14 protein-coding genes and 1 tRNA gene are annotated in these 17,399 nt (G+C 67.9%); 11 read left to right on the forward strand and 4 right to left on the reverse strand.

All coding sequences use genetic code 11. From position 1 onward, the window contains the following. The first annotated feature begins 287 nt into the window (after positions 1-287). Complete coding sequence (locus CDO81_RS05890) at positions 288-1,520, forward strand: patatin-like phospholipase family protein (protein WP_088482459.1); 1,233 nt, start codon at positions 288-290, stop codon at positions 1,518-1,520. Positions 1,521-1,552: 32 nt separating this feature from the next. On the opposite strand, the gene CDO81_RS05895 is transcribed toward CDO81_RS05890, so the two are convergent. From CDO81_RS05895 to CDO81_RS05905, 3 genes are all read right to left on the reverse strand, one after another. Next, positions 1,553-3,406: a rhamnogalacturonan lyase gene (locus tag CDO81_RS05895; RefSeq protein WP_088482169.1), complete on the reverse strand. Its 1,854-nt coding sequence runs from the start codon at positions 3,404-3,406 to the stop codon at positions 1,553-1,555. Between the two features lie 97 nt (positions 3,407-3,503). After that, on the reverse strand, positions 3,504-6,683 hold the full coding sequence (locus tag CDO81_RS05900) for a TonB-dependent receptor (RefSeq protein ID WP_088482170.1): 3,180 nt from the start codon (positions 6,681-6,683) through the stop codon (positions 3,504-3,506). Between the two features lie 357 nt (positions 6,684-7,040). Beyond that, the gene (locus CDO81_RS05905; protein ID WP_144397141.1) at positions 7,041-8,405 is read right to left on the reverse strand and encodes a TolB family protein; all 1,365 of its coding nucleotides are present in this window, start codon (positions 8,403-8,405) and stop codon (positions 7,041-7,043) included. 134 nt (positions 8,406-8,539) lie between these two features. Between CDO81_RS05905 and CDO81_RS05910 the strand changes: the two genes are divergently transcribed. The 4 genes from CDO81_RS05910 to miaB all read left to right on the forward strand — a co-directional run bounded on the left by CDO81_RS05910 (position 8,540) and on the right by miaB (position 12,201). Then, complete coding sequence (locus CDO81_RS05910) at positions 8,540-10,201, forward strand: rhamnogalacturonan acetylesterase (protein ID WP_241516856.1); 1,662 nt, start codon at positions 8,540-8,542, stop codon at positions 10,199-10,201. 52 nt (positions 10,202-10,253) lie between these two features. After that, positions 10,254-10,330, forward strand: a tRNA-Met gene (locus CDO81_RS05915). A gap of 120 nt (positions 10,331-10,450) precedes the next feature. Then, positions 10,451-10,828 carry a hypothetical protein gene (locus tag CDO81_RS05920; protein WP_088482172.1) on the forward strand — a complete coding sequence of 126 codons (378 nt, stop codon included), beginning with the start codon at positions 10,451-10,453 and terminating at the stop codon, positions 10,826-10,828. Next, complete coding sequence (gene miaB, locus CDO81_RS05925) at positions 10,825-12,201, forward strand: tRNA (N6-isopentenyl adenosine(37)-C2)-methylthiotransferase MiaB (RefSeq protein ID WP_088482173.1); 1,377 nt, start codon at positions 10,825-10,827, stop codon at positions 12,199-12,201. Before CDO81_RS05920 ends, miaB begins: the two co-directional genes overlap by 4 nt. Here the strand turns inward: miaB and CDO81_RS05930 are convergent. Beyond that, the gene (locus CDO81_RS05930; protein ID WP_088482174.1) at positions 12,185-12,460 is read right to left on the reverse strand and encodes a hypothetical protein; all 276 of its coding nucleotides are present in this window, start codon (positions 12,458-12,460) and stop codon (positions 12,185-12,187) included. The two genes, miaB and CDO81_RS05930, sit on opposite strands and share 17 nt — an antisense overlap. A 56-nt stretch (positions 12,461-12,516) precedes the next feature. Here CDO81_RS05930 and hemA point away from each other — a divergent pair, with 56 nt between their 5' ends. The 6 genes from hemA (at position 12,517) to CDO81_RS05960 (ending at position 17,371) form a co-directional block, all read left to right on the forward strand. Then, positions 12,517-13,779, forward strand: coding sequence for a glutamyl-tRNA reductase (gene hemA, locus CDO81_RS05935; RefSeq protein ID WP_088482175.1), 1,263 nt, complete (start codon positions 12,517-12,519; stop codon positions 13,777-13,779). A gap of 65 nt (positions 13,780-13,844) precedes the next feature. After that, positions 13,845-14,930 (forward strand): peptide chain release factor 1, encoded by a 1,086-nt coding sequence (prfA, locus tag CDO81_RS05940; protein ID WP_088482176.1) that lies wholly within the window; start codon positions 13,845-13,847, stop codon positions 14,928-14,930. Continuing rightward, entirely contained in the window at positions 14,927-15,730 is an 804-nt protein-coding gene (gene prmC / locus CDO81_RS05945; RefSeq protein WP_088482177.1) for a peptide chain release factor N(5)-glutamine methyltransferase, read from the forward strand. Before prfA ends, prmC begins: the two co-directional genes overlap by 4 nt. Positions 15,731-15,865: 135 nt before the next feature. Continuing rightward, on the forward strand, positions 15,866-16,438 hold the full coding sequence (locus tag CDO81_RS05950) for a hypothetical protein (RefSeq protein ID WP_088482178.1): 573 nt from the start codon (positions 15,866-15,868) through the stop codon (positions 16,436-16,438). A gap of 55 nt (positions 16,439-16,493) precedes the next feature. Next, positions 16,494-16,808, forward strand: a complete 315-nt coding sequence (gene grxD, locus CDO81_RS05955) for a Grx4 family monothiol glutaredoxin (RefSeq protein WP_088482179.1) — start codon at positions 16,494-16,496, stop codon at positions 16,806-16,808. After that, positions 16,808-17,371 carry a UbiX family flavin prenyltransferase gene (locus tag CDO81_RS05960; RefSeq protein WP_088482180.1) on the forward strand — a complete coding sequence of 188 codons (564 nt, stop codon included), beginning with the start codon at positions 16,808-16,810 and terminating at the stop codon, positions 17,369-17,371. Before grxD ends, CDO81_RS05960 begins: the two co-directional genes overlap by 1 nt. Positions 17,372-17,399 lie beyond the last annotated feature (28 nt).

Below are 17,399 nucleotides of genomic sequence, written 5' to 3' on the forward strand. Positions count from 1 at the left end.
GTGCCGGCTGCAACCCGGCCGCCCCGGCTGGCGGCCGGCCGGCGATCAGGCGCTGTTCACCGCGGCGTCACAACGCATTTGCCATGCGCAGCGATGATGCCGGCTTGGCTGGTGACGTGGAGATGAGCCCTGTGATCCGAGTCCTGCAGGCGACGGGCCTGCTCTGTGTGGCCCTGGCTGTCGGGGGCTGCTCCAGTACCCGGCCTTGGGTGAACCCGCCCTTGACGGCCCAGGCGCCGCGAGCGACGCAAGCCGCGCACCCCACAACCCCGTCGGCGCAGCCGGTGATGATGGCTGTCACGCTGTCTGGCGGCGGCGCGCGGGCAGCGGCCTTCGGCTTGGGCGTGCTGCAGGCCCTGAAGGCCACGACCTTTCGCCTGGACGGGCAGGCGACCTCGCTGCTGGATCACACCGCCATGATCAGCGGCGTCTCGGGCGGCAGCATCCTGGCTGCGCACTACGCCGCCTTCGGCGACGCCACGCTGACGCGCTTCGAGCCGGACTTCCTGCTGGTGCCCTTCGAGAGCCGGCTGATCCGCGAGGCCCTTTGGCCCGAGCGTCTGTACAAGTTGACCTCGCCCTGGTACGGGCGCAGTCAGATCCTGGCCCAGCGGTTCGACGAGCTGTTCGAGGGCCGGACCTTCGGCGATGTGCGCCGCCGCCCGGGTGCGCCCGACCTGATGATCACCGCCACCGACCTCACCAGCGGCGCCGCCTTCGACTTCACTCCCGAGCAATTCCAGCGCATCTGCTCCGACCTGGACGCCACGCCGCTGAGCTTTGCCGTCGCGGCCTCGTCGGCAGTGCCGCTGCTGCTGTCGCCCGTGACGGTGCACAACCATGCGGACGCCTGCCCCCACCCCGCCCCGGCGCCCCCGGCCACCACCGCCGCCGATGCGCAGGACTACCGCAGCCGCATGCTGCAGCGCACGGCCGAGGCCTACCGCAATGCGCGGGAGAAGCCTTTCATCCATCTCGTCGACGGTGGCGTGACCGACAACCTGGGCGTGCGACTGATGCTGGACCGCATGGTGGCCCTGGGCTCAATGAGCGCCAACTTCGTGGACGCCAAGCCGGGCACCATCCGCCGGTTGGTGCTGGTGACGGTGAACTCGGAGCGCGGCCTGACCGAGCGCGTGGACAACAGTGACCGCGTGCCCACCACGACGCAAGTGCTGGAGACACTGATCTTCGGGGCTGGGTCCCGCGAGACCGAGGTGACCCTGGCCCTGCTGAAGGACGACACGCGCCGCTGGCGCACGGAGATCGAACGCACCCGTGGCCAGCCGGGCAGCCCCTTCGCGGCCGATGCCGAAATCCACGTCATCAGCGTGAGCCTGCACGACGTGCCCGACGACAAGATCCGCCACTCCCTGCTGCGCGTGCCCACGGCCTTCACGATCGAGGCGCATGACGTGGTCGCGCTGCAGCGGGCCGGCGCCGAAGCGTTGCGGGCGTCCGCTGGCTTCCAGACCTTGCAGCGCTCGCTGAACGCCTTGGAGGCGACACCCTCGCCCTGAGATCCAGGCACGCCGCCCGGCGTCCGCCTTCTTCAGGGCGTGCGGACGGGCACCTGTCGCGGCGGCTTCATGCCGTGGCCGAGGTAGAAGCTGGGGTGCGGCGGCTGGTTGTAGCCGGCGTTCTGGTTGGCCACCTGCACCCGGTACTGCGGGTCGTGCATGAGGGTCACGAGGCGATGCTCGGTCGGCACGGCAGTCGAGAAGATGAGCAGCGCCGTGCTGTCTTGGTTGCGCCAGACGACCTCCTCGCGCCAGTCGCCGAACAGGTCCGCCGACAGCACCGGCGTGCCCTTGGTGCCGTTGTTGGCCACGGCACCATAGGCCTTGCCGTCGAGCAGGTTCTCGAACGTGAAGCGGGCGGGGTTCCACTTGTCGATGGCGACATGGTCGAGCGACTCGCGCAGCAGGTCGCCGTCCCACCACACGGCGAAGTTCATGCGGTTGGGGTGACGCTCGCTGATCAGCCGGCCACTGGCGCTCATGAGGCCGCCGACCGAGCCCCAGCATTCGGCGCCCGGGTAGGCGGGGTCGATGTCGAAGCACACGCCGCGGCCGACGTCGGTGTTCCGGCCCGACATGCGCCACAGCACCTGGCCGGTGGCCGCGTCGTGCATCTCCAGGCCGTTGTCGCCGTAGCAGCGTGGGCTTTCATGCACCATGAACACCTGCTGGCCTTCGCGTGCGGGGTCGAAGGCGCTCACATGCAGCGCATCGCCATGGCACAGGCCGGTGCTGTAGAGCAGCTTGCCGGTGCTGGCGATGGTGGCGGCGCCGTAGATGATGTCGTCTCGACCGTCGCCGTCCACATCCGCCACCGAAAACCAATGCGCGCCCTGCCCGGCCGCGGGCTGGCTGGCCGCATCCGCATCGCTGTCGAACACCCAGCGCTGGGTGAGGCGCCCCTCGCGCCAGTCCCAGGCGGCCAGCACCGCCCGGGTGTAGTAGCCACGCGCGAACACCGCGCTGGGCCGCTGACCGTCCAGGTAGGCCACGCCGGCCAGGAAGCGGTCGACCCGGTTGCCGTAGCTGTCGCCCCAGGCGGCCACGTCACCGCGGGGCGGTATGTAGGGCACGGTCGCCATCGCGGCGCCGGTCTGGCCGTTGAACACCGTCAGGAACTCCGGGCCGGCCAGCACATAGCCCGCGGCGTTGCGGTGGTCGGCCTGGCCATCGCCGATGACGCGGCCCGCGCCGTCGACCGTGCCATCGGCCGTCTTCATCATGACCTCGGCGCGGCCGTCGCCGTCGAAGTCGTAGGCCAGAAAGCTGGTGTAGTGCGCGCCAGCCCGGACGTTGTTGCCGAGGTTGATGCGCCACAGCCGGGTGCCGTCGAGCTTGTAGGCGTCGACCAGCGTGGGGCCGGTGTCGCCGCGCTGGGAGTTGTCCTTGGCATTGGTGGGCTGCCATTTCACGACCAGCTCGTACTGGCCGTCGCCATCGAGGTCGGCCGCCGCGCCGTCGTTGAGTTCATAGCGGTAGGCCACGCCATCGGGCGTGATGCCACCGTCCGGCTTTTGCACCGGCACGCGCAGATAGGGCTGGGCCCAGGGCGACACGGGGGCGGACGCAGGCAACTCCTCGCCTCGCGTCACCGCGCGCACGGTGTAGCGGCTGTCGACCCGCCCCAGGGGGTCGACCGCATTGCTCACCGTCAGCGGCAGGGCATTGACACGTTGGCCATCGCGGTAGAGGTTGAAGCGCACATCGGCCGGCTCGGTGCCGAGCAGGCGCCAGCTGACGAAGGCGCCTGCGCCGGTCTGCAGTGCCACGACCCCACGGTCCAGCCGCTCCACCTGCTTGGGCGGGAGTGGCTGGGCCTGTGCCATGCCGCAGGCGACCCACGCGGCTGGCAGCAGGATTCGTGCGACGGACAGTAACGACGGCATCAGGTCACCCTCCCAAAAAAGAGGCCCCAGCGTCAGCCGGGGCCGGCGCGCGCTCAGCGCAATGAGCAGGCCATGCCGGCCCGAATCTGCCTGTGCGTCAGAGCTTGTAGCCCAGCGTCAGGTAGTAGCGGCGTCCCGACCAGGCCAGCTCGTTCGGGCGGCTCAGGTCGCCGGCGTAGGTCAGCTCGGCCTGGTTGGTCAGGTTCTTGGCTTCAAGGGCCAAGGTGAAGTTCTTGCTCGCCTTCCACTGGATCTTGGCATCGAGGTAGCCGGTCTTGTCCGCGAAGTTGGGGTTGCCGGATACGTCGTTGTTGCCGGTGTAGTATTTGTCGCGGTAGGCATAGGCCAGGCGTGCGTTGAAGTTGCCGTCGTCGTACCACAGGCCCAGGTTGTAGGAGTTCTTCGACAGGCCGGGATACGGCAGCACCGTGCCGTCGAGCGGGCTGATCAGCTCGTTGCCCTTGGCATAGCTGAAGGCCATGCGGGTGTAGTTCGCATCCACGCCGAAGTTGCTCAGCCAGCCAGGCAGGAAGGACAGCGCCGTGCGCCCTGCCAGCTCGATGCCCTGCGTCTTCGCACCTTCGCCGTTGATGGCCTGCGTCACGTCGAACAGGCGGCCATCGCCGTAGAAGTTCACGCCACGATTCACGATGCCCTTGCGGACATACGTGCCAATGTCGGTGCGGAAGGTGGCCAGGCTCACCTGGGTGTCACGGCTTGGGTAGTACTCGACGCTCAGGTCGTACTTGGTGGCGCGGTAGGGCTTGAGGTTGGGGTTGCCGGCCGTGCAATCGTCCGTGCCGTCGCCGCCGCGCGCCGGATCGCCGGAGCCCGTCGTGCAGGTCACGTTGGGCGCGAGCAGGTCGATGGCGGGGCGCGCCATCACCTTGGCCGCACCGGTACGCACCAGCAGCTTGCCGTTGATCAGTTGCAGCGTGGCGTTCAGGCTGGGCAGCACGTCGCTATAGCTGTTGCTCAAGGACACGATCTTGTTGCTGTTCACGACGGCCGAGCAGCTCGACACGGTGGCAGGGTTGCAGGTGCGATCGGTCTGCAGGCCGGTGGAGGTCACGTCCGTGCGGGTGTAGCGCACGCCCACATTGCCATCCAGCGGCAGGCCGAGCACCTCGGTGCCCCAGTCGAGCCGCACATAGCCGGCCTTGACCTTTTCGGTGACGTCGAACGCGGGAATCTGCGGATAGGTCTTGCCGTCGTTGCCCGGCGTCGAGTAGAGGTATTTGTGAGAGAAGTCGCTGGTGTCGAAGATGCCCGAGGCCACCGTGGCGGCATAGCTGGGCGACGTCCAGTTGGCCGGGACGCCCGAGATGTCGCTGTAGCCACCCATGAAGGTGCCGGGCGACTTGGTGCGGATCAGGTTGACGATCTCCTGCATGCGTGCACCGCTGACGTAGGAGGTCTTGTAGCCGCTGTTGATGTAGGTCTGGGCCTCGTTGGGGCGCTGCGCGGTGCCGGTGTACAGCGGGTCCCAGATGACGGTCTGGTTCACGTTGGCGGTGCGGGCGTTGATGTCCACGGCCTCGTCGGTCGCGGTCAGGCTGCCGTTGTTCTGCACCAGGTAGCCGCCGCCGTTGTACTGACGGGAGCTGGACTCGCGCATCTGGCCGCCAAACCAGACGCTCTGGAAAAAGTTGTGGTCGAAGTTGTACTGGAAGTCCAGCTTGCCCTGGCGCTCGGTGTTGCGCGTGGCCGAGGGGCGGTATTGCAGCTGGGCCTGCACATACGACGAGGCGTTGTCGGGGCTGTACGCCGATGGGAATGTGAACTGCGGCAGACGGCTGCCGTCGAGCTTGACGACCAGCCCCGGCGCGTTCTGCGTCAGGACGATGTTGTTGCTCTCGCTCTTGTAGTCGGACTTGGAGTCGCCGAGCAGGCCCTCGATGCGCCAGCTGTTGTTCTTGAACTTGAACCCAGCGGTGGTGTACTTGGAGTCGATGTCCAGCGCGAAATCGCGCGCTGAAGTGCTGAACGCACCCTGCCCGCCTTGGCCGGCCACGTTCAGGCAGTTGCCGACGGTGAACTGGGTGACGTGGTGGTTCTCGACGACCATGCCGGCCGGCGTGGCGGCCGTCGGTGCCGCCACGCAGGTGCCCGCCGTCTGCACCGTCGCATCGGCGCGGTAGACCGGGGCATTGCCGGCCGACGCCAGGCGGGTCACCGCCGAGAAGTCGGTGCCATAGTTCATGTCGTTGAGCCGCTGAGCCTGCTTGTTGGCCTGGTAGCTCACATAGGCGTCCAGCTCCTTGGTGACCTGGTATTGCGCTGTCAGCTCGGCCGAGCTGCGCTTGTGATCGCGCGTCCAGATGCCGTAGCGTGAGATGCGGGGCGAATAGTCGAACCACTGGCTGCGGCAAGGGGCTTGATCGGCTGCGGCCAGGCTGCTGCAGCCGGCTGCCGTGGTCACGGCAGCCGCGTTGGCATTCAGGCTGGTGACGGTTTTCTCGGCGGAGAAGTCCCAGTCGCGCAAGAAGGCCCAGGAGGTGTTGCGGGAGAAGTCGCCGCGCGTGTAGATCTTGTCGTAGACCAGATTGGCCATCAGGCCGAGCTTGCCGTCCAGGAACTTGTCAGCCAACAGCAGCGTGCCGCGTGGCTGCACACCACCGCGCAGGCTGCCCTGCTCGGCGGCCAGCGTGCCGGCGACCGTGGTCTTGCTGAAGTCAAGCGGCTTGCGTGTGTTGATGCGCACCGTGCCGCCGATACCGCCCTCCACCAGGTCAGCCGTTGAACCCTTGATGACATCGATGGAGGCGATCAGCTCCGACGCCAGCTCGCGCAACTCGGCACCGCGACCGGCACCCCCGTTAGTGCCGAGCACGGTCATGCCGTTGATCTCGACCCGGTTGAGGTCAGGCTCGACGCCGCGGATGGCCACCTGCGAGCCTTCACCGAACTGGCGCGACAGCTGCACGCCAGTGATGCGGGAGAGCGCCTCGCCGACGTTCTTGTCAGGGAATTGGTCGATGTCTTCCGCCACGATGCTGTCGGAGACCGTCGAGGCGTTGCGCTTGCGGTCGATGGCGCTCTGGATCGAGCGGCGGATGCCGGTCACCACGACCGTGTCGAGTTGCTGGGTGGACGCCTTCTCGGCGGCCTTGTCCGCCGGCTTGGCAGCGGGCTGGTCGGCCGCGGGCTTCGGGGCTTCTGCCGCGGCGGGCTGCTGCTCCTGCGCCTGGACCTGACCCGCCAGCGCGGCGGCAACCGCCAAAGCCAAAGGTGTCCAACGCGAAACCGGCGCGACGCCGTGATTCTTCTTCAGCATTTTGTATGTCTCCGGGAAATATCGTCGGGGAGGCTCGATATGGCGCTCTTTAATCGCCCCGACGGCAGTCTAGGGGGCGGGTTTCACGGCGTGTTCACAGAGCAGCAAAGAATCATGACCGTGATTGCTTGCCCTCCGAGAAAACCCTTGCACGACGCGCGTTCCAATCAAGTTCCTGATCGGGCCACGCCGTCCAGGCCCCATGAGCAGGGGCTGCCAGCACGGCGCCCCATCAACGACACAGAATCGCGCGCCCATAAAGAAACCCGCACCAGGCGGGTTCCGCGCAGATTATCTGAATATATATATTCGGTCCGCATGCCAGAAATGGAATATGAGCAGCGACCGCACATACTGTCAGCGCGGGCGTTTCAACCACGCCTCCGGCACCGGCACCACGCAAATATTCATCTCGCGCCCGTCTGTCGACAGGAGCGCCGATTGAATCTGGATCCTGCGCCCGTCGGGGCTGAACGTGGGGTGCGGATGGTCCCGGGCCGTCGTCTTGTGGCCCGTGGTGAGCAGCATCATCTCGCGCGTCTTGCGGTCGATCAGATAGAGGCTGCGGCTGAAGTCGTCACCCACCGCGAAGCGGCCGTCCGGCGAGCCGTGCACATGCCACAGGCCGCTGCCTGACGGCGTCTGGCCCACCAGGTTCACCTCGCGGGTGCGCAGGTTGACGATCGCCAGGCCCGTGGGCTTCTCGCGGGTGCCGGTGTTGCCCCAGGCATCGTCCTGGCCGGGGTTGGCGCCGCCCACGTCGGTGCCGGCCGCGCGGCTCGGGTCCGATACGCCAGGGATGGCGCGATGGCCCATGATGGCCAGCGCCACTTCGTCCTTGCCGATGACGGCCTCGTGCGTCACCCATTCGTAGGGCGCCTCGGGGTAGAGCGGACGCAGGCCGGTGCCGTCACCCCGCACCGTCCAGGTCCGCTGCGGCGACTTGCCGCCCGTCTCCCAGCTGAACACCAGCTCCCCCGGGTTCCACAGGTTGGATTGGATGTGGCCGATCTGGAACGGCACCGACACCACATGCCGGACCTCACCCGTCTGCACATTCACCTTGCCGATCGCGTGCGGGCCCGCGCCCATGCCGCGGGGCCCGAAAGGCGGCTCGATCTTGGTACCGGCGGGCAGGCGGGCAGCGGCATAGGCCTTGCCGGTGATGCGGAAGTAGAACCACTGGCCGTCCGCATCCAGGGCGTTGTCGCCCACCGCCTCCAACTCGGGTGGCAGCGTGGCAAACACCCGTTGATAGGCACTCGCGGGCTTCATCACGCCGGCATCGCTGTCCGCAAAAACGCGGTCCAGGTCCACCTCGACGGCCTGCATGGCCTTGGCCGGCCCTTTGCGGTCCGGGCGCAGGAAGTAGAGCTTGTTGCCACCGGACTGAGCCAGGTTGAGCATGCCGTCGTAGCCGCCCTCTGTCACCTGCACCATCTCGCCGCTGGCCTCGTTGACGGCGATGGCCTCGCCCTTCACGCGGTTGGAGCGGAACACCAGCCACCGCCCATCGGCCGTCCATTGCGGATGGCTGGGGTAGATCTTGGAATCACCGCGAGGCTGGGTCGTCAGGAAGGTCAGCGGCGTGCCCGTCACCGGGTCGTTGACGACCCGCTTCTCGGACGGGAAACGCTGGCCGATCTGGGCCCAGGCGGGAACCAGGCCCAGTGCCAGCGCGAGGGCCAGCGACAACAGCGGAGCGGTCTTGCGAAGCGACATGACAGGCAACCAAGTTCAGGGTGGCGCGACTCTAGGACCGCCCGCGTTGCGGGATGTTGCTGGCTGCGAATCGCTCAAGAACTTGCGCCGTCCCGGGCCGGCAGCGGTGGTCATCAGCTCCTAGCATGGGCGCCATGAACCGCGACCTCACCCGCCGCTGCGCCGCAGCGCTGCTGTCCTTGTTCGCCTTGCCGTGGGCGCACGGCCAGCAGTTCACCGCCACCACTGACCCGGCCCGCGCCCAGGTGAAGCTGCCGGACCCGGCCCGAGCCGACCTGCCCACCCTGTTCCTGATCGGCGACTCCACCGTGCGCAATGGCCACGACGACGGCCAGGGCAAAGGCGCCGAAGGCCAATGGGGCTGGGGCAACCCGATCGCCGCCTATCTGGACGCCGGCAAGGTCAACCTCGTGAACCGGGCGGTGGGCGGGCTCTCCAGCCGCACGTATCGCACCAGTGGCCATTGGGATCGCACCAAGGCGCTCATCAAGCGCGGCGACTGGGTGGTGATGCAGTTCGGGCACAACGATGCCAGCCCGGTGAACGACAACAGCCGCGCCCGTGGCGTGCTGCGAGGTACCGGCCCGGAGACCGAGGACATCGACAACCAGCTGACTGGCAAGCGCGAAACCGTCTTGACCTATGGCGCCTATCTGCGAGGTTATGTGGCGGAGATCCGGGCGCTCGGCGCCACGCCGGTCATCTGCTCACCTGTGATCCGCAAACGCTGGGAAGCCGACGGCCTGAAGGTGGTGCGTGCCGGTGGCAACTTCGCCCAGTGGGCCGCCGAGGTCGCCCGCCAGGAGGGCGTGGCCTTCATCGACCTCAACGAATGGGGCGCACGCCGCTATGAGGCCCTGGGCGCGGCGCAGGTCGAGAAGTTCTTTCCGGCCGACCTGCCGCAGGAGACGGTGCACACCAATTGGCTGGGCGCCGCCATCAATGCCCAGTTGGTGATCGCGGGGCTGATCCAGAACCGGGTCTTGCCCGAGTCCTTCTACCGGCAACGCTTCCTGCCGGATGGATCGGACGACCGGCCCGTGGTGGATGCCCGCCAGGTCAAGGTCGAAGCGCCGCGCGACCCTGCTCTACCCAGCCTCGTGATGATCGGCGACTCCACCGTGAGGAGCGGCGGCCAGAACGGCGCCTGGGGCTGGGGCGAGCGGATCGCCGCGTTCTTCGACACCACACGCATCAACATCGTCAACAACGCCATTGGCGGGCGCAGCAGCCGTACGTTCTTCACCGAAGGCCGCTGGGCCGCGGTGCTGGCGCAGTTGAAGGCGGGTGACCTGCTGCTGATCCAGTTCGGCCACAACGACGGCGCCCGCATCGGCGATCCGGCCGGCAAGAACCGCGGCTCGGTGCCGGGCATCGGCGCCGAGACCGTGGAAGACACCCGGCCCGACGGCAGCAAGGAACAGGTGCACAGCTATGGCTGGTACCTGTCGCGCTACATCCAGGACGCACAGGCCAAAGGCGCGAAGGTGGTGGTGCTGTCGCCGGTGCCGCACAAGGACCGCTGGCAGGCCGATCAACCGCGCGACTTCGACAACTACGCCGCCTGGGGTGCGCAGGTTGCACGCGCTCAAGGCGCTGCGTTCATCGACCTCACACTGCGCGTGGCCGAGGCCTATCGCGAGGTCGGGGCGGCGCGGGTCGACAGCTTCTTCGCCGATGCGCGAACCCACACCAACGAAGCCGGCGCCATCTTCAATGCCACGCAGGTCGTTCAAGGCCTGAAGGGCTTGCCGGACCAGCCGGTGGCCTCGTTCCTGAAGCCGCCGAGCCTTTGATTTCAAAATCTCTTGCGCCGCCCGAAATTTTGCGCTTAGAATGGCGGGCTCAGGCGCTTTAGCTCAGTTGGTTAGAGCGATGGAATCATAATCCACAGGTCCGGGGTTCGAGTCCCTGAAGCGCCACCAAAAAATCGGAACGGCCCGAGCAAACAAATCAGTTGCTCGGGCCGTTTTCCATTCAGCCGGCTGCTTATTGCGCTTGACGCGCTTCAAGCGGCCACCCTTTGCAGCCACTGGACACATACCATGTACCGCTGTGCACTCACCCTGGCCCTGGCCGCGACCTGTGTCGTGGCCCAGGCGCAAACCCACCGCACCTTCCCCGCCAACGCCTTGCGGGGCGAACTCGTGATCACGCAGTTCCCGGACGCCCTGCTCAACGGCAAGCCCGCACGCCTGGCGCCCGGCGCCCGCGTGAAGGGCGATACCAACCTCTGGATCGCACCCGCCGGCCTGGCCGGCCAGAAGCTGGTGGTGCACTACACCGTCGAGACGAGCGGCCTGCTGCAGGACGTGTGGGTGCTCAACCCGGTCGAACTCGCCAACAAGCCCTGGCCCACGACGCCGGCTGAGGCCGCGAGCTGGACCTTCATCCCCGGCAACCAGACCTGGGTGAAGCCATGAGCCAGGACACCCGCACCAAGGCCGACGGCAAGAAGGTCTACATCAAGACTTTCGGCTGCCAGATGAATGAGTACGACTCGGACAAGATGGCCGACGTGCTCGAAGCCGCCAAGGGTTACACCCCCACCGACGACCCCGAACAGGCCGACCTCATCCTGTTCAACACCTGCTCCGTGCGCGAGAAGGCGCAGGAAAAGGTCTTCAGCGACCTGGGCCGCGTGAAGCACCTCAAGGCCAAGGGCGTGATGATCGGCGTGGGCGGTTGCGTGGCATCCCAAGAGGGTGCCGCCATCATCGAGCGCGCGCCGTATGTGGACGTCGTCTTCGGCCCGCAAACCCTGCACCGTCTGCCGCAGATGCTCGAAGCCCGCCGTGAGCAGCGCCGCCCGCAGGTCGACATCTCCTTCCCCGAGATCGAGAAGTTCGACCACCTGCCGCCGGCCAAGGTCGAGGGCGCTTCGGCCTTCGTGTCCATCATGGAAGGCTGCTCCAAGTACTGCAGCTACTGCGTCGTGCCCTACACCCGCGGCGAGGAGGTCTCGCGGCCGTTTGACGACGTGCTCACCGAGATCGCCGGTCTGGCCGATCAAGGCGTCATGGAGATCAACCTCCTGGGCCAGAACGTCAATGCTTACCGCGGCAAGATGGGTGACACCGCCGAGCACGCCGACCTCGCCCTGCTGCTCGAGTACGCCGCCGAGATCCCCGGCATCCGGCGCCTGCGCTTCACCACCAGCCATCCCAACGAATTCAGCCCCCGCCTGATCGAGGCCTACGGCAAGGTGCCGCAGCTCGTGAACCATCTGCACCTGCCAGTGCAACACGGCAGCGACCGCATCCTGATGGCCATGAAGCGCGGCTACACGGCGCTGGAGTTCAAGAGCATCGTGCGCAAGCTGCGCGCCATCCGCCCGGACCTGCGCCTGGCTTCGGACTTCATCGTCGGCTTTCCCGGCGAGACGGACGAAGACCACGCCAAGCTCATGAAGCTGGTGCACGACGTCGGCTTCGACGCGAGCTTCAGCTTCATCTTCAGCCCCCGCCCGGGCACGCCCGCTGCGGCGCTGGAGGACACCACGCCCTATGAGACCAAGGTCAAGCGCCTGCAGGAGCTGCAGGCCGCCATCGAGGCGCATGCGCTGACCATCTCGCAAGGCATGGTCGGCAAGGTCGAAAAGGTGCTGGTGACGGGCAATGCCCGCAAGGACGCCTCCGAGCTGATGGGCCGCACCGAGTGCAACCGCATCGTCAACTTTGCCGGCTCCCCGCGGCTGATGAACCAGCTGGTCGACGTGCGCATCACCACCGCCTTTGCGCATTCGCTGCGCGGCGAGGTTGTGACGACCGAAGACGTGCTCAGCGGCGAACGCTGAGCAGCCACCACTGCGGCAGCGCCACGCCCAGCACCAGCAGGGCGTAGCCTGCCATCTTGCCGTCGCGGCCCAGCAGCACGAGCGACACCACCACCGCGGCCGCCCCGCCGGCTGCGCCCCACCCCCAAAGCCGCAACCAGCGCAAGGCCTTGGCCTCGCGACGCCAGGCGAGCTTGATCGCCCCCGCCAACAGCGCCGCCAGCCCCCAGGCGGGTGCGAACAAGTTGGCAACATGCCAGAAGGCGTCCAGTGGGCTCATGCGGGCTTGATCCGTGTCAGGGGCGGTGAAGGCCGCGAATCCTACAATTCACATCCATGTCGGTCTTTGCTCTCGGCCTGAACCACAACACCGCCCCGCTGGACCTGCGCGGGCGGTTTGCGTTCACGCTCGAGCAACTGGCCCCGTCGCTGACCGGCCTGCGCCAGAAGCTGCCGGGCGCCCCGGAGGCTGCCATCCTGTCCACCTGCAACCGCACCGAGGTCTATGTGGCCGCGCCGTCGGCGCAGGTGCAACCGGCCATCGCGTGGCTGGCCCAGGCGGGCGGTGTCGAGGCCGGCGCCCTGCGCGAGCATGCCTATGTGATGCAGGGCAGCGCCGCGGCGCGCCATGCCTTCCGCGTGGCCAGCGGGCTCGACTCCATGGTGCTGGGCGAGCCGCAGATCCTCGGCCAGATGAAGCAGGCCGTGAAGGAGGCCGAAGCAGCCGGCGCCCTCGGCACCACGCTGCACCAACTGTTCCAGCGCAGCTTCTCGGTCGCCAAGGAGGTGCGCAGCTCCACCGAGATCGGCGCGCATTCCATCAGCATGGCGGCCGCCGCGGTGCGCCTGGCCGGCCAGCTGTTCGAGGACCTGGCCCAGACGCGCGTGCTCTTCGTCGGCGCGGGCGAGATGATCGAGCTGACCGCGACTCACTTCGCCGCCCGCACGCCGCGTCACATGGCGGTGGCCAACCGCACGCTGGAGCGTGGCGAGAAGCTGGCCATCCGCTTCGGCGCCGAGGCGCTGCGTCTGTCGGACCTGACCGAGCGCCTGCACGAGTTCGACATCGTCGTGTCCTGCACGGCGTCCAGCCTGCCCCTCATCGGCCTGGGGGCCGTCGAGCGTGCACTCAAGAAGCGCAAGCACCGCCCGATGTTCATGGTCGACCTGGCCGTGCCGCGCGACATCGAGCCCGAAGTGGCGCAGCTCAGCGACGTCTACCTCTACACGGTCGACGAGCTCGCCCAGCAGGTGCAGACCGCCGGCGAGAAGCGCCAGGCCGCGGTCGAGCAGGCCGAGGCCATCGTCGAGACCGGCGTGCAGAGCTTCATGCACTGGCTGGACCAACGCCACACCGTGCCGCTGATCCAGGCCCTGCACGCGCAGGCCGACGACTGGCGCGCGCTGGAGATGGCGCGGGCCCGCAAGCTGCTGGCCAAAGGGGCCGGTGTGGACGAGGTGCTGGACGCCCTCTCCAAGGGCCTGACGCAGAAGCTGCTGCATGGCACGCTGGCTGAGTTGAACGCCAGTGAGGGTGAGCAACGCCTTCAGCTGGCGCAGACGGTCTCGCGCCTGTTCCTGCGCGGCAAGCAGTCTTAGCGGCGCTCACCTGCCGCCGCCCGGCGCCACGGCGCCGCTCCTGACTGCTTCCTCCGATCCAACCCATGAAAGACTCCCTGCGCCAGCAGTTCGACCGCCTCGGTTTCCGCCTTGCCGAGCTCGATGCCCTCCTCGCCGACGGCAGCATCGCCGCCGACATGAAGCGCTACCGCGCGGTGACCAAGGAGCAGTCCGAGGTGTCCGGCCTGGTAGAGCGTTACCGGCGCTATCAGCAGCACGAAGCCGATCTCGCTGCCGCTCGCGATTGGCTGGGCGACCCCGAGATGGCCGACATGGCGCGCGAGGAAATCGCGGCCAACGAGGCTGCGCTGGTGGCCCTCGACACCGAGCTGCAGCTCGCCCTCATCCCCAAGGACCCGGACGACGAGCGCAACGCCTTCCTCGAAATCCGCGCCGGCACTGGCGGCGACGAATCGGCCCTGTTTGCCGCCGATCTGGCGCGCATGTACCTGCGCTTTGCCGAGCGCCAAGGCTGGCGCACCGAGATCCTGTCTGAGAACGTGTCGGACCTGGGCGGCTACAAGGAACTCGTTGTGCGGGTGGAAGGCGACGACGTCTATGGCCGGCTCAAGTTCGAGAGCGGCGGCCACCGCGTGCAGCGCGTGCCCGCCACCGAAACGCAGGGCCGCATCCACACCAGCGCCTGCACCGTGGCCGTGATGCCGGAGCCCGACGAGGCGGCGGCCGTCACGCTGAACCCGGCCGACCTGCGCATCGACACCTTCCGCGCCAGCGGCGCGGGCGGGCAGCACATCAACAAGACCGACTCCGCGGTGCGCGTCGTCCACCTGCCCACGGGCATCGTGGCCGAGTGCCAGGACGGCCGCAGCCAGCACAGCAATAAGGCCAAGGCGCTGCAGGTGCTGCAGGCGCGCATCCAGGAAAAGGAACGCAGCGAGCGTGCCGCCAAGGAAGCTGCCACACGCAAGAGCCTGATCGGCAGTGGCGACCGCAGCGACCGCATCCGCACCTACAACTTCCCGCAGGGCCGCCTGACCGACCACCGCATCAACCTGACGCTCTACAAGCTCGGCCAGATCATGGACGGCGACCTGGACGACGTCATCCAGGGCCTGATGGCCGCCCAAGCGGCCGAGCAGCTGGCCGAACTGGAAGCCGGGCGCACATGACGGTCGACGAAGCGCTCGCCCTCGCCCGCCAGCTCGCGCTTGAGCGCGGCGACGTGCAGACGCTGCTCAGCCACCTCACGGGCCAGACCCGCGCCTGGCTGCTCACCCACGGTGATGCCACGGTGGACGGCGCCGAGGCCGCGCTGAAGCGGCTGGCCGCCGGCGAGCCCCTCGCCCACCTGACCGGCTGGCAGCCCTTCCATGGACTGCTGCTGCAGGTCACGCCGGCCACGCTGATTCCCCGGCCCGACACCGAAACCCTGGTCGACTGGGCGCTGGAACGGCTGCACAGCCTGCCTGGCGAGCCGGCGGTGGCAGACCTCGGCACGGGCAGCGGGGCCATCGCGCTGGCGATCAAGGCCGGGTGCCCGCGCGCGCGCGTCACCGCCATCGACCTCAGCGCCGACGCGCTGGCGGTCGCCCGCGCCAACGGCAGCCGCCTCAGCCTGGCCGTCGACTGGCGCCAGGGCAGCTGGTTCGAGCCCGTAGCGGGGGAGGTTTTCGACCTCATCGTCAGCAACCCGCCCTACATCGCGGGGGACGACCCGCATCTGCCGGCCCTGCGGCATGAACCGCGGACCGCCCTGACGCCGGGCGGCGACGGCCTGGCCGATCTGCGCCACCTGGTTGATGCGGCGCCGCAACATCTGCGCCCCGGCGGCTGGCTGCTGATGGAGCACGGCTGGGACCAGGCCGACCCCGTGGCGCAGGCCCTGCGGGCCCGGGGCTTCCGGGACGCCACGCTGAGGCGGGATCTGGGCCAGCGGCCCCGGGCCAGCGGGGGTTGCTGGCCTGGCTGAAAGCACCCTCGTCGGTCGACGAACGCCCGCGCGGGTTAACGTGATGTTTTGCCCTCAGTTCGTGATTCCCCCGAACGAACAGCGGGCGTAGTATCAAACCCCGGTGCCTGCCAACGCACCGCGCAGGAGACGAACATGACCCGCCTCATCCGCGTTGCCGTTCTGAGCCTCTCCGCGCTCGCCTGCTCTGCCGCCTGGGCTGACAGTGACCTCAGCCCCCGTTGGCAGGCACGCTTGCAGCTCAACAGCAGTGACAACGCTGCCGACCCCACGCATCACCTGGGCGGCTCCCGCGTGCTCAGCGCCAACCTGCTGGGCGACTACTACCTCACCCGCTCCGGCCTGTCGGGCGTGAGCGGCGGCCTGCGGGCCACTGGCGGGCTGCTGCTGGGTCCCTTGTCCCTGTCGCAAAGCAGCGGGGGCCTGGCCCTGGGCAGCGGCCCGATCTCAGCAGGCCGCCGCCATCTCATGTCGGGACGGCTGGACAGCAATCTGCTGGAAGGCAGCTCCAACCTGTCCTACCTCGGCATCGGCTACACCGGCCGCGTGCACAGCACGGGCCTGGCCTTCAGCGCCGACTTCGGCCTGATGTCGGGCTCGTACGCCGGCCTGCGGCTGGGCCGCAGCAGCGCCCAGGGTTTCGAGGACGCGATGCGCGACCTGCGCTTCAAGCCCCTGCTGCAGCTGGGCCTGGCCTACAACTATTGAGCCCGTCCCGGAGGCCTCCGGGATAATTGCGGTTTTGCCTACTCCGAGAACTGCAATGAGCGACGTTCAGCAACGCATCGACGACCTGGTCAAGTCCAACCGCGTGATGCTCTTCATGAAGGGCACCGCCCAGTTCCCGATGTGCGGCTTCTCCGGCCGCGCCATCCAGATCCTGAAGGCCGCCGGCGCCACCGACATCAAGACCTTCAATGTGCTGGAAGACGAAGGCGTGCGCCAGGGCATCAAGGAATACGCGAACTGGCCGACCATCCCCCAGCTCTACATCAACGGCGAATTCGTCGGCGGCTCGGACATCATGATGGAGATGTACGAGTCCGGCGAGCTGCAGCAGGCGCTCGCGGCCGCCTGATGAGGCAGCGCCTCGTCGTCGGGCTGACGGGCGCAACCGGCGCAGCCTACGCGCTGCGGCTGCTGCGCCGCGCCCGCGAGCTGGACGTCGAAACCCATCTCATCGCGACCCCGGCCGGCATCCTGAATGCCCACCACGAGCTCGGCCTGGACCGCTCCCGCCTGGAGGCCGAGGCTGACCATGCCTACGCGCCCGGCGACGTCGGCGCCTGCATCGCCAGCGGCAGCTTCCGCACGGCGGCGATGGTGGTGGCGCCCTGCTCCATGAAGTCGCTCGCAGCGATTGCCCATGGCTTGGGCGACAACCTGCTGACCCGCGCCGCCGACGTGACGCTCAAGGAGCGCCGCCGCTTGATCCTGATGGTGCGCGAGACGCCCTTCAATCTCGCGCACCTGCGCAACATGGTGGCGGTGACCGAGATGGGCGGCATCTGCTTCCCGCCGCTGCCAGCCTTCTATCACCACCCCAAGTCCATCGAAGAGATGGTCAACGAAAGCGCCGAGCGTGTGCTCGAGCTCGCCGGCATCGGCGCTGCTGCGCCCAAGAGCTGGAACGGGCTTTGAGCGCCAACCGACCATGGCCGCCCGCCTG

Source organism: Roseateles puraquae (assembly GCF_002205845.1).
GTDB classification, from domain to species: domain Bacteria; phylum Pseudomonadota; class Gammaproteobacteria; order Burkholderiales; family Burkholderiaceae_C; genus Pelomonas; species Pelomonas puraquae.

Coding starts and splice junctions, on each gene's coding strand:
- prmC (WP_088482177.1), top strand. CDS start 14,927: ATGACGGTCGACGAAGCGCTCGCCCTCGCCCGCCAGCTCGCGCTTGAG.
- CDO81_RS05900 (WP_088482170.1), bottom strand. CDS start 6,683: ATGCTGAAGAAGAATCACGGCGTCGCGCCGGTTTCGCGTTGGACACCT.
- CDO81_RS05960 (WP_088482180.1), top strand. CDS start 16,808: ATGAGGCAGCGCCTCGTCGTCGGGCTGACGGGCGCAACCGGCGCAGCC.
- CDO81_RS05905 (WP_144397141.1), bottom strand. CDS start 8,405: ATGTCGCTTCGCAAGACCGCTCCGCTGTTGTCGCTGGCCCTCGCGCTG.
- CDO81_RS05890 (WP_088482459.1), top strand. CDS start 288: ATGATGGCTGTCACGCTGTCTGGCGGCGGCGCGCGGGCAGCGGCCTTC.
- hemA (WP_088482175.1), top strand. CDS start 12,517: ATGTCGGTCTTTGCTCTCGGCCTGAACCACAACACCGCCCCGCTGGAC.
- CDO81_RS05930 (WP_088482174.1), bottom strand. CDS start 12,460: ATGAGCCCACTGGACGCCTTCTGGCATGTTGCCAACTTGTTCGCACCC.
- grxD (WP_088482179.1), top strand. CDS start 16,494: ATGAGCGACGTTCAGCAACGCATCGACGACCTGGTCAAGTCCAACCGC.
- CDO81_RS05950 (WP_088482178.1), top strand. CDS start 15,866: ATGACCCGCCTCATCCGCGTTGCCGTTCTGAGCCTCTCCGCGCTCGCC.
- miaB (WP_088482173.1), top strand. CDS start 10,825: ATGAGCCAGGACACCCGCACCAAGGCCGACGGCAAGAAGGTCTACATC.
- CDO81_RS05920 (WP_088482172.1), top strand. CDS start 10,451: ATGTACCGCTGTGCACTCACCCTGGCCCTGGCCGCGACCTGTGTCGTG.
- CDO81_RS05910 (WP_241516856.1), top strand. CDS start 8,540: ATGAACCGCGACCTCACCCGCCGCTGCGCCGCAGCGCTGCTGTCCTTG.
- CDO81_RS05895 (WP_088482169.1), bottom strand. CDS start 3,406: ATGCCGTCGTTACTGTCCGTCGCACGAATCCTGCTGCCAGCCGCGTGG.
- prfA (WP_088482176.1), top strand. CDS start 13,845: ATGAAAGACTCCCTGCGCCAGCAGTTCGACCGCCTCGGTTTCCGCCTT.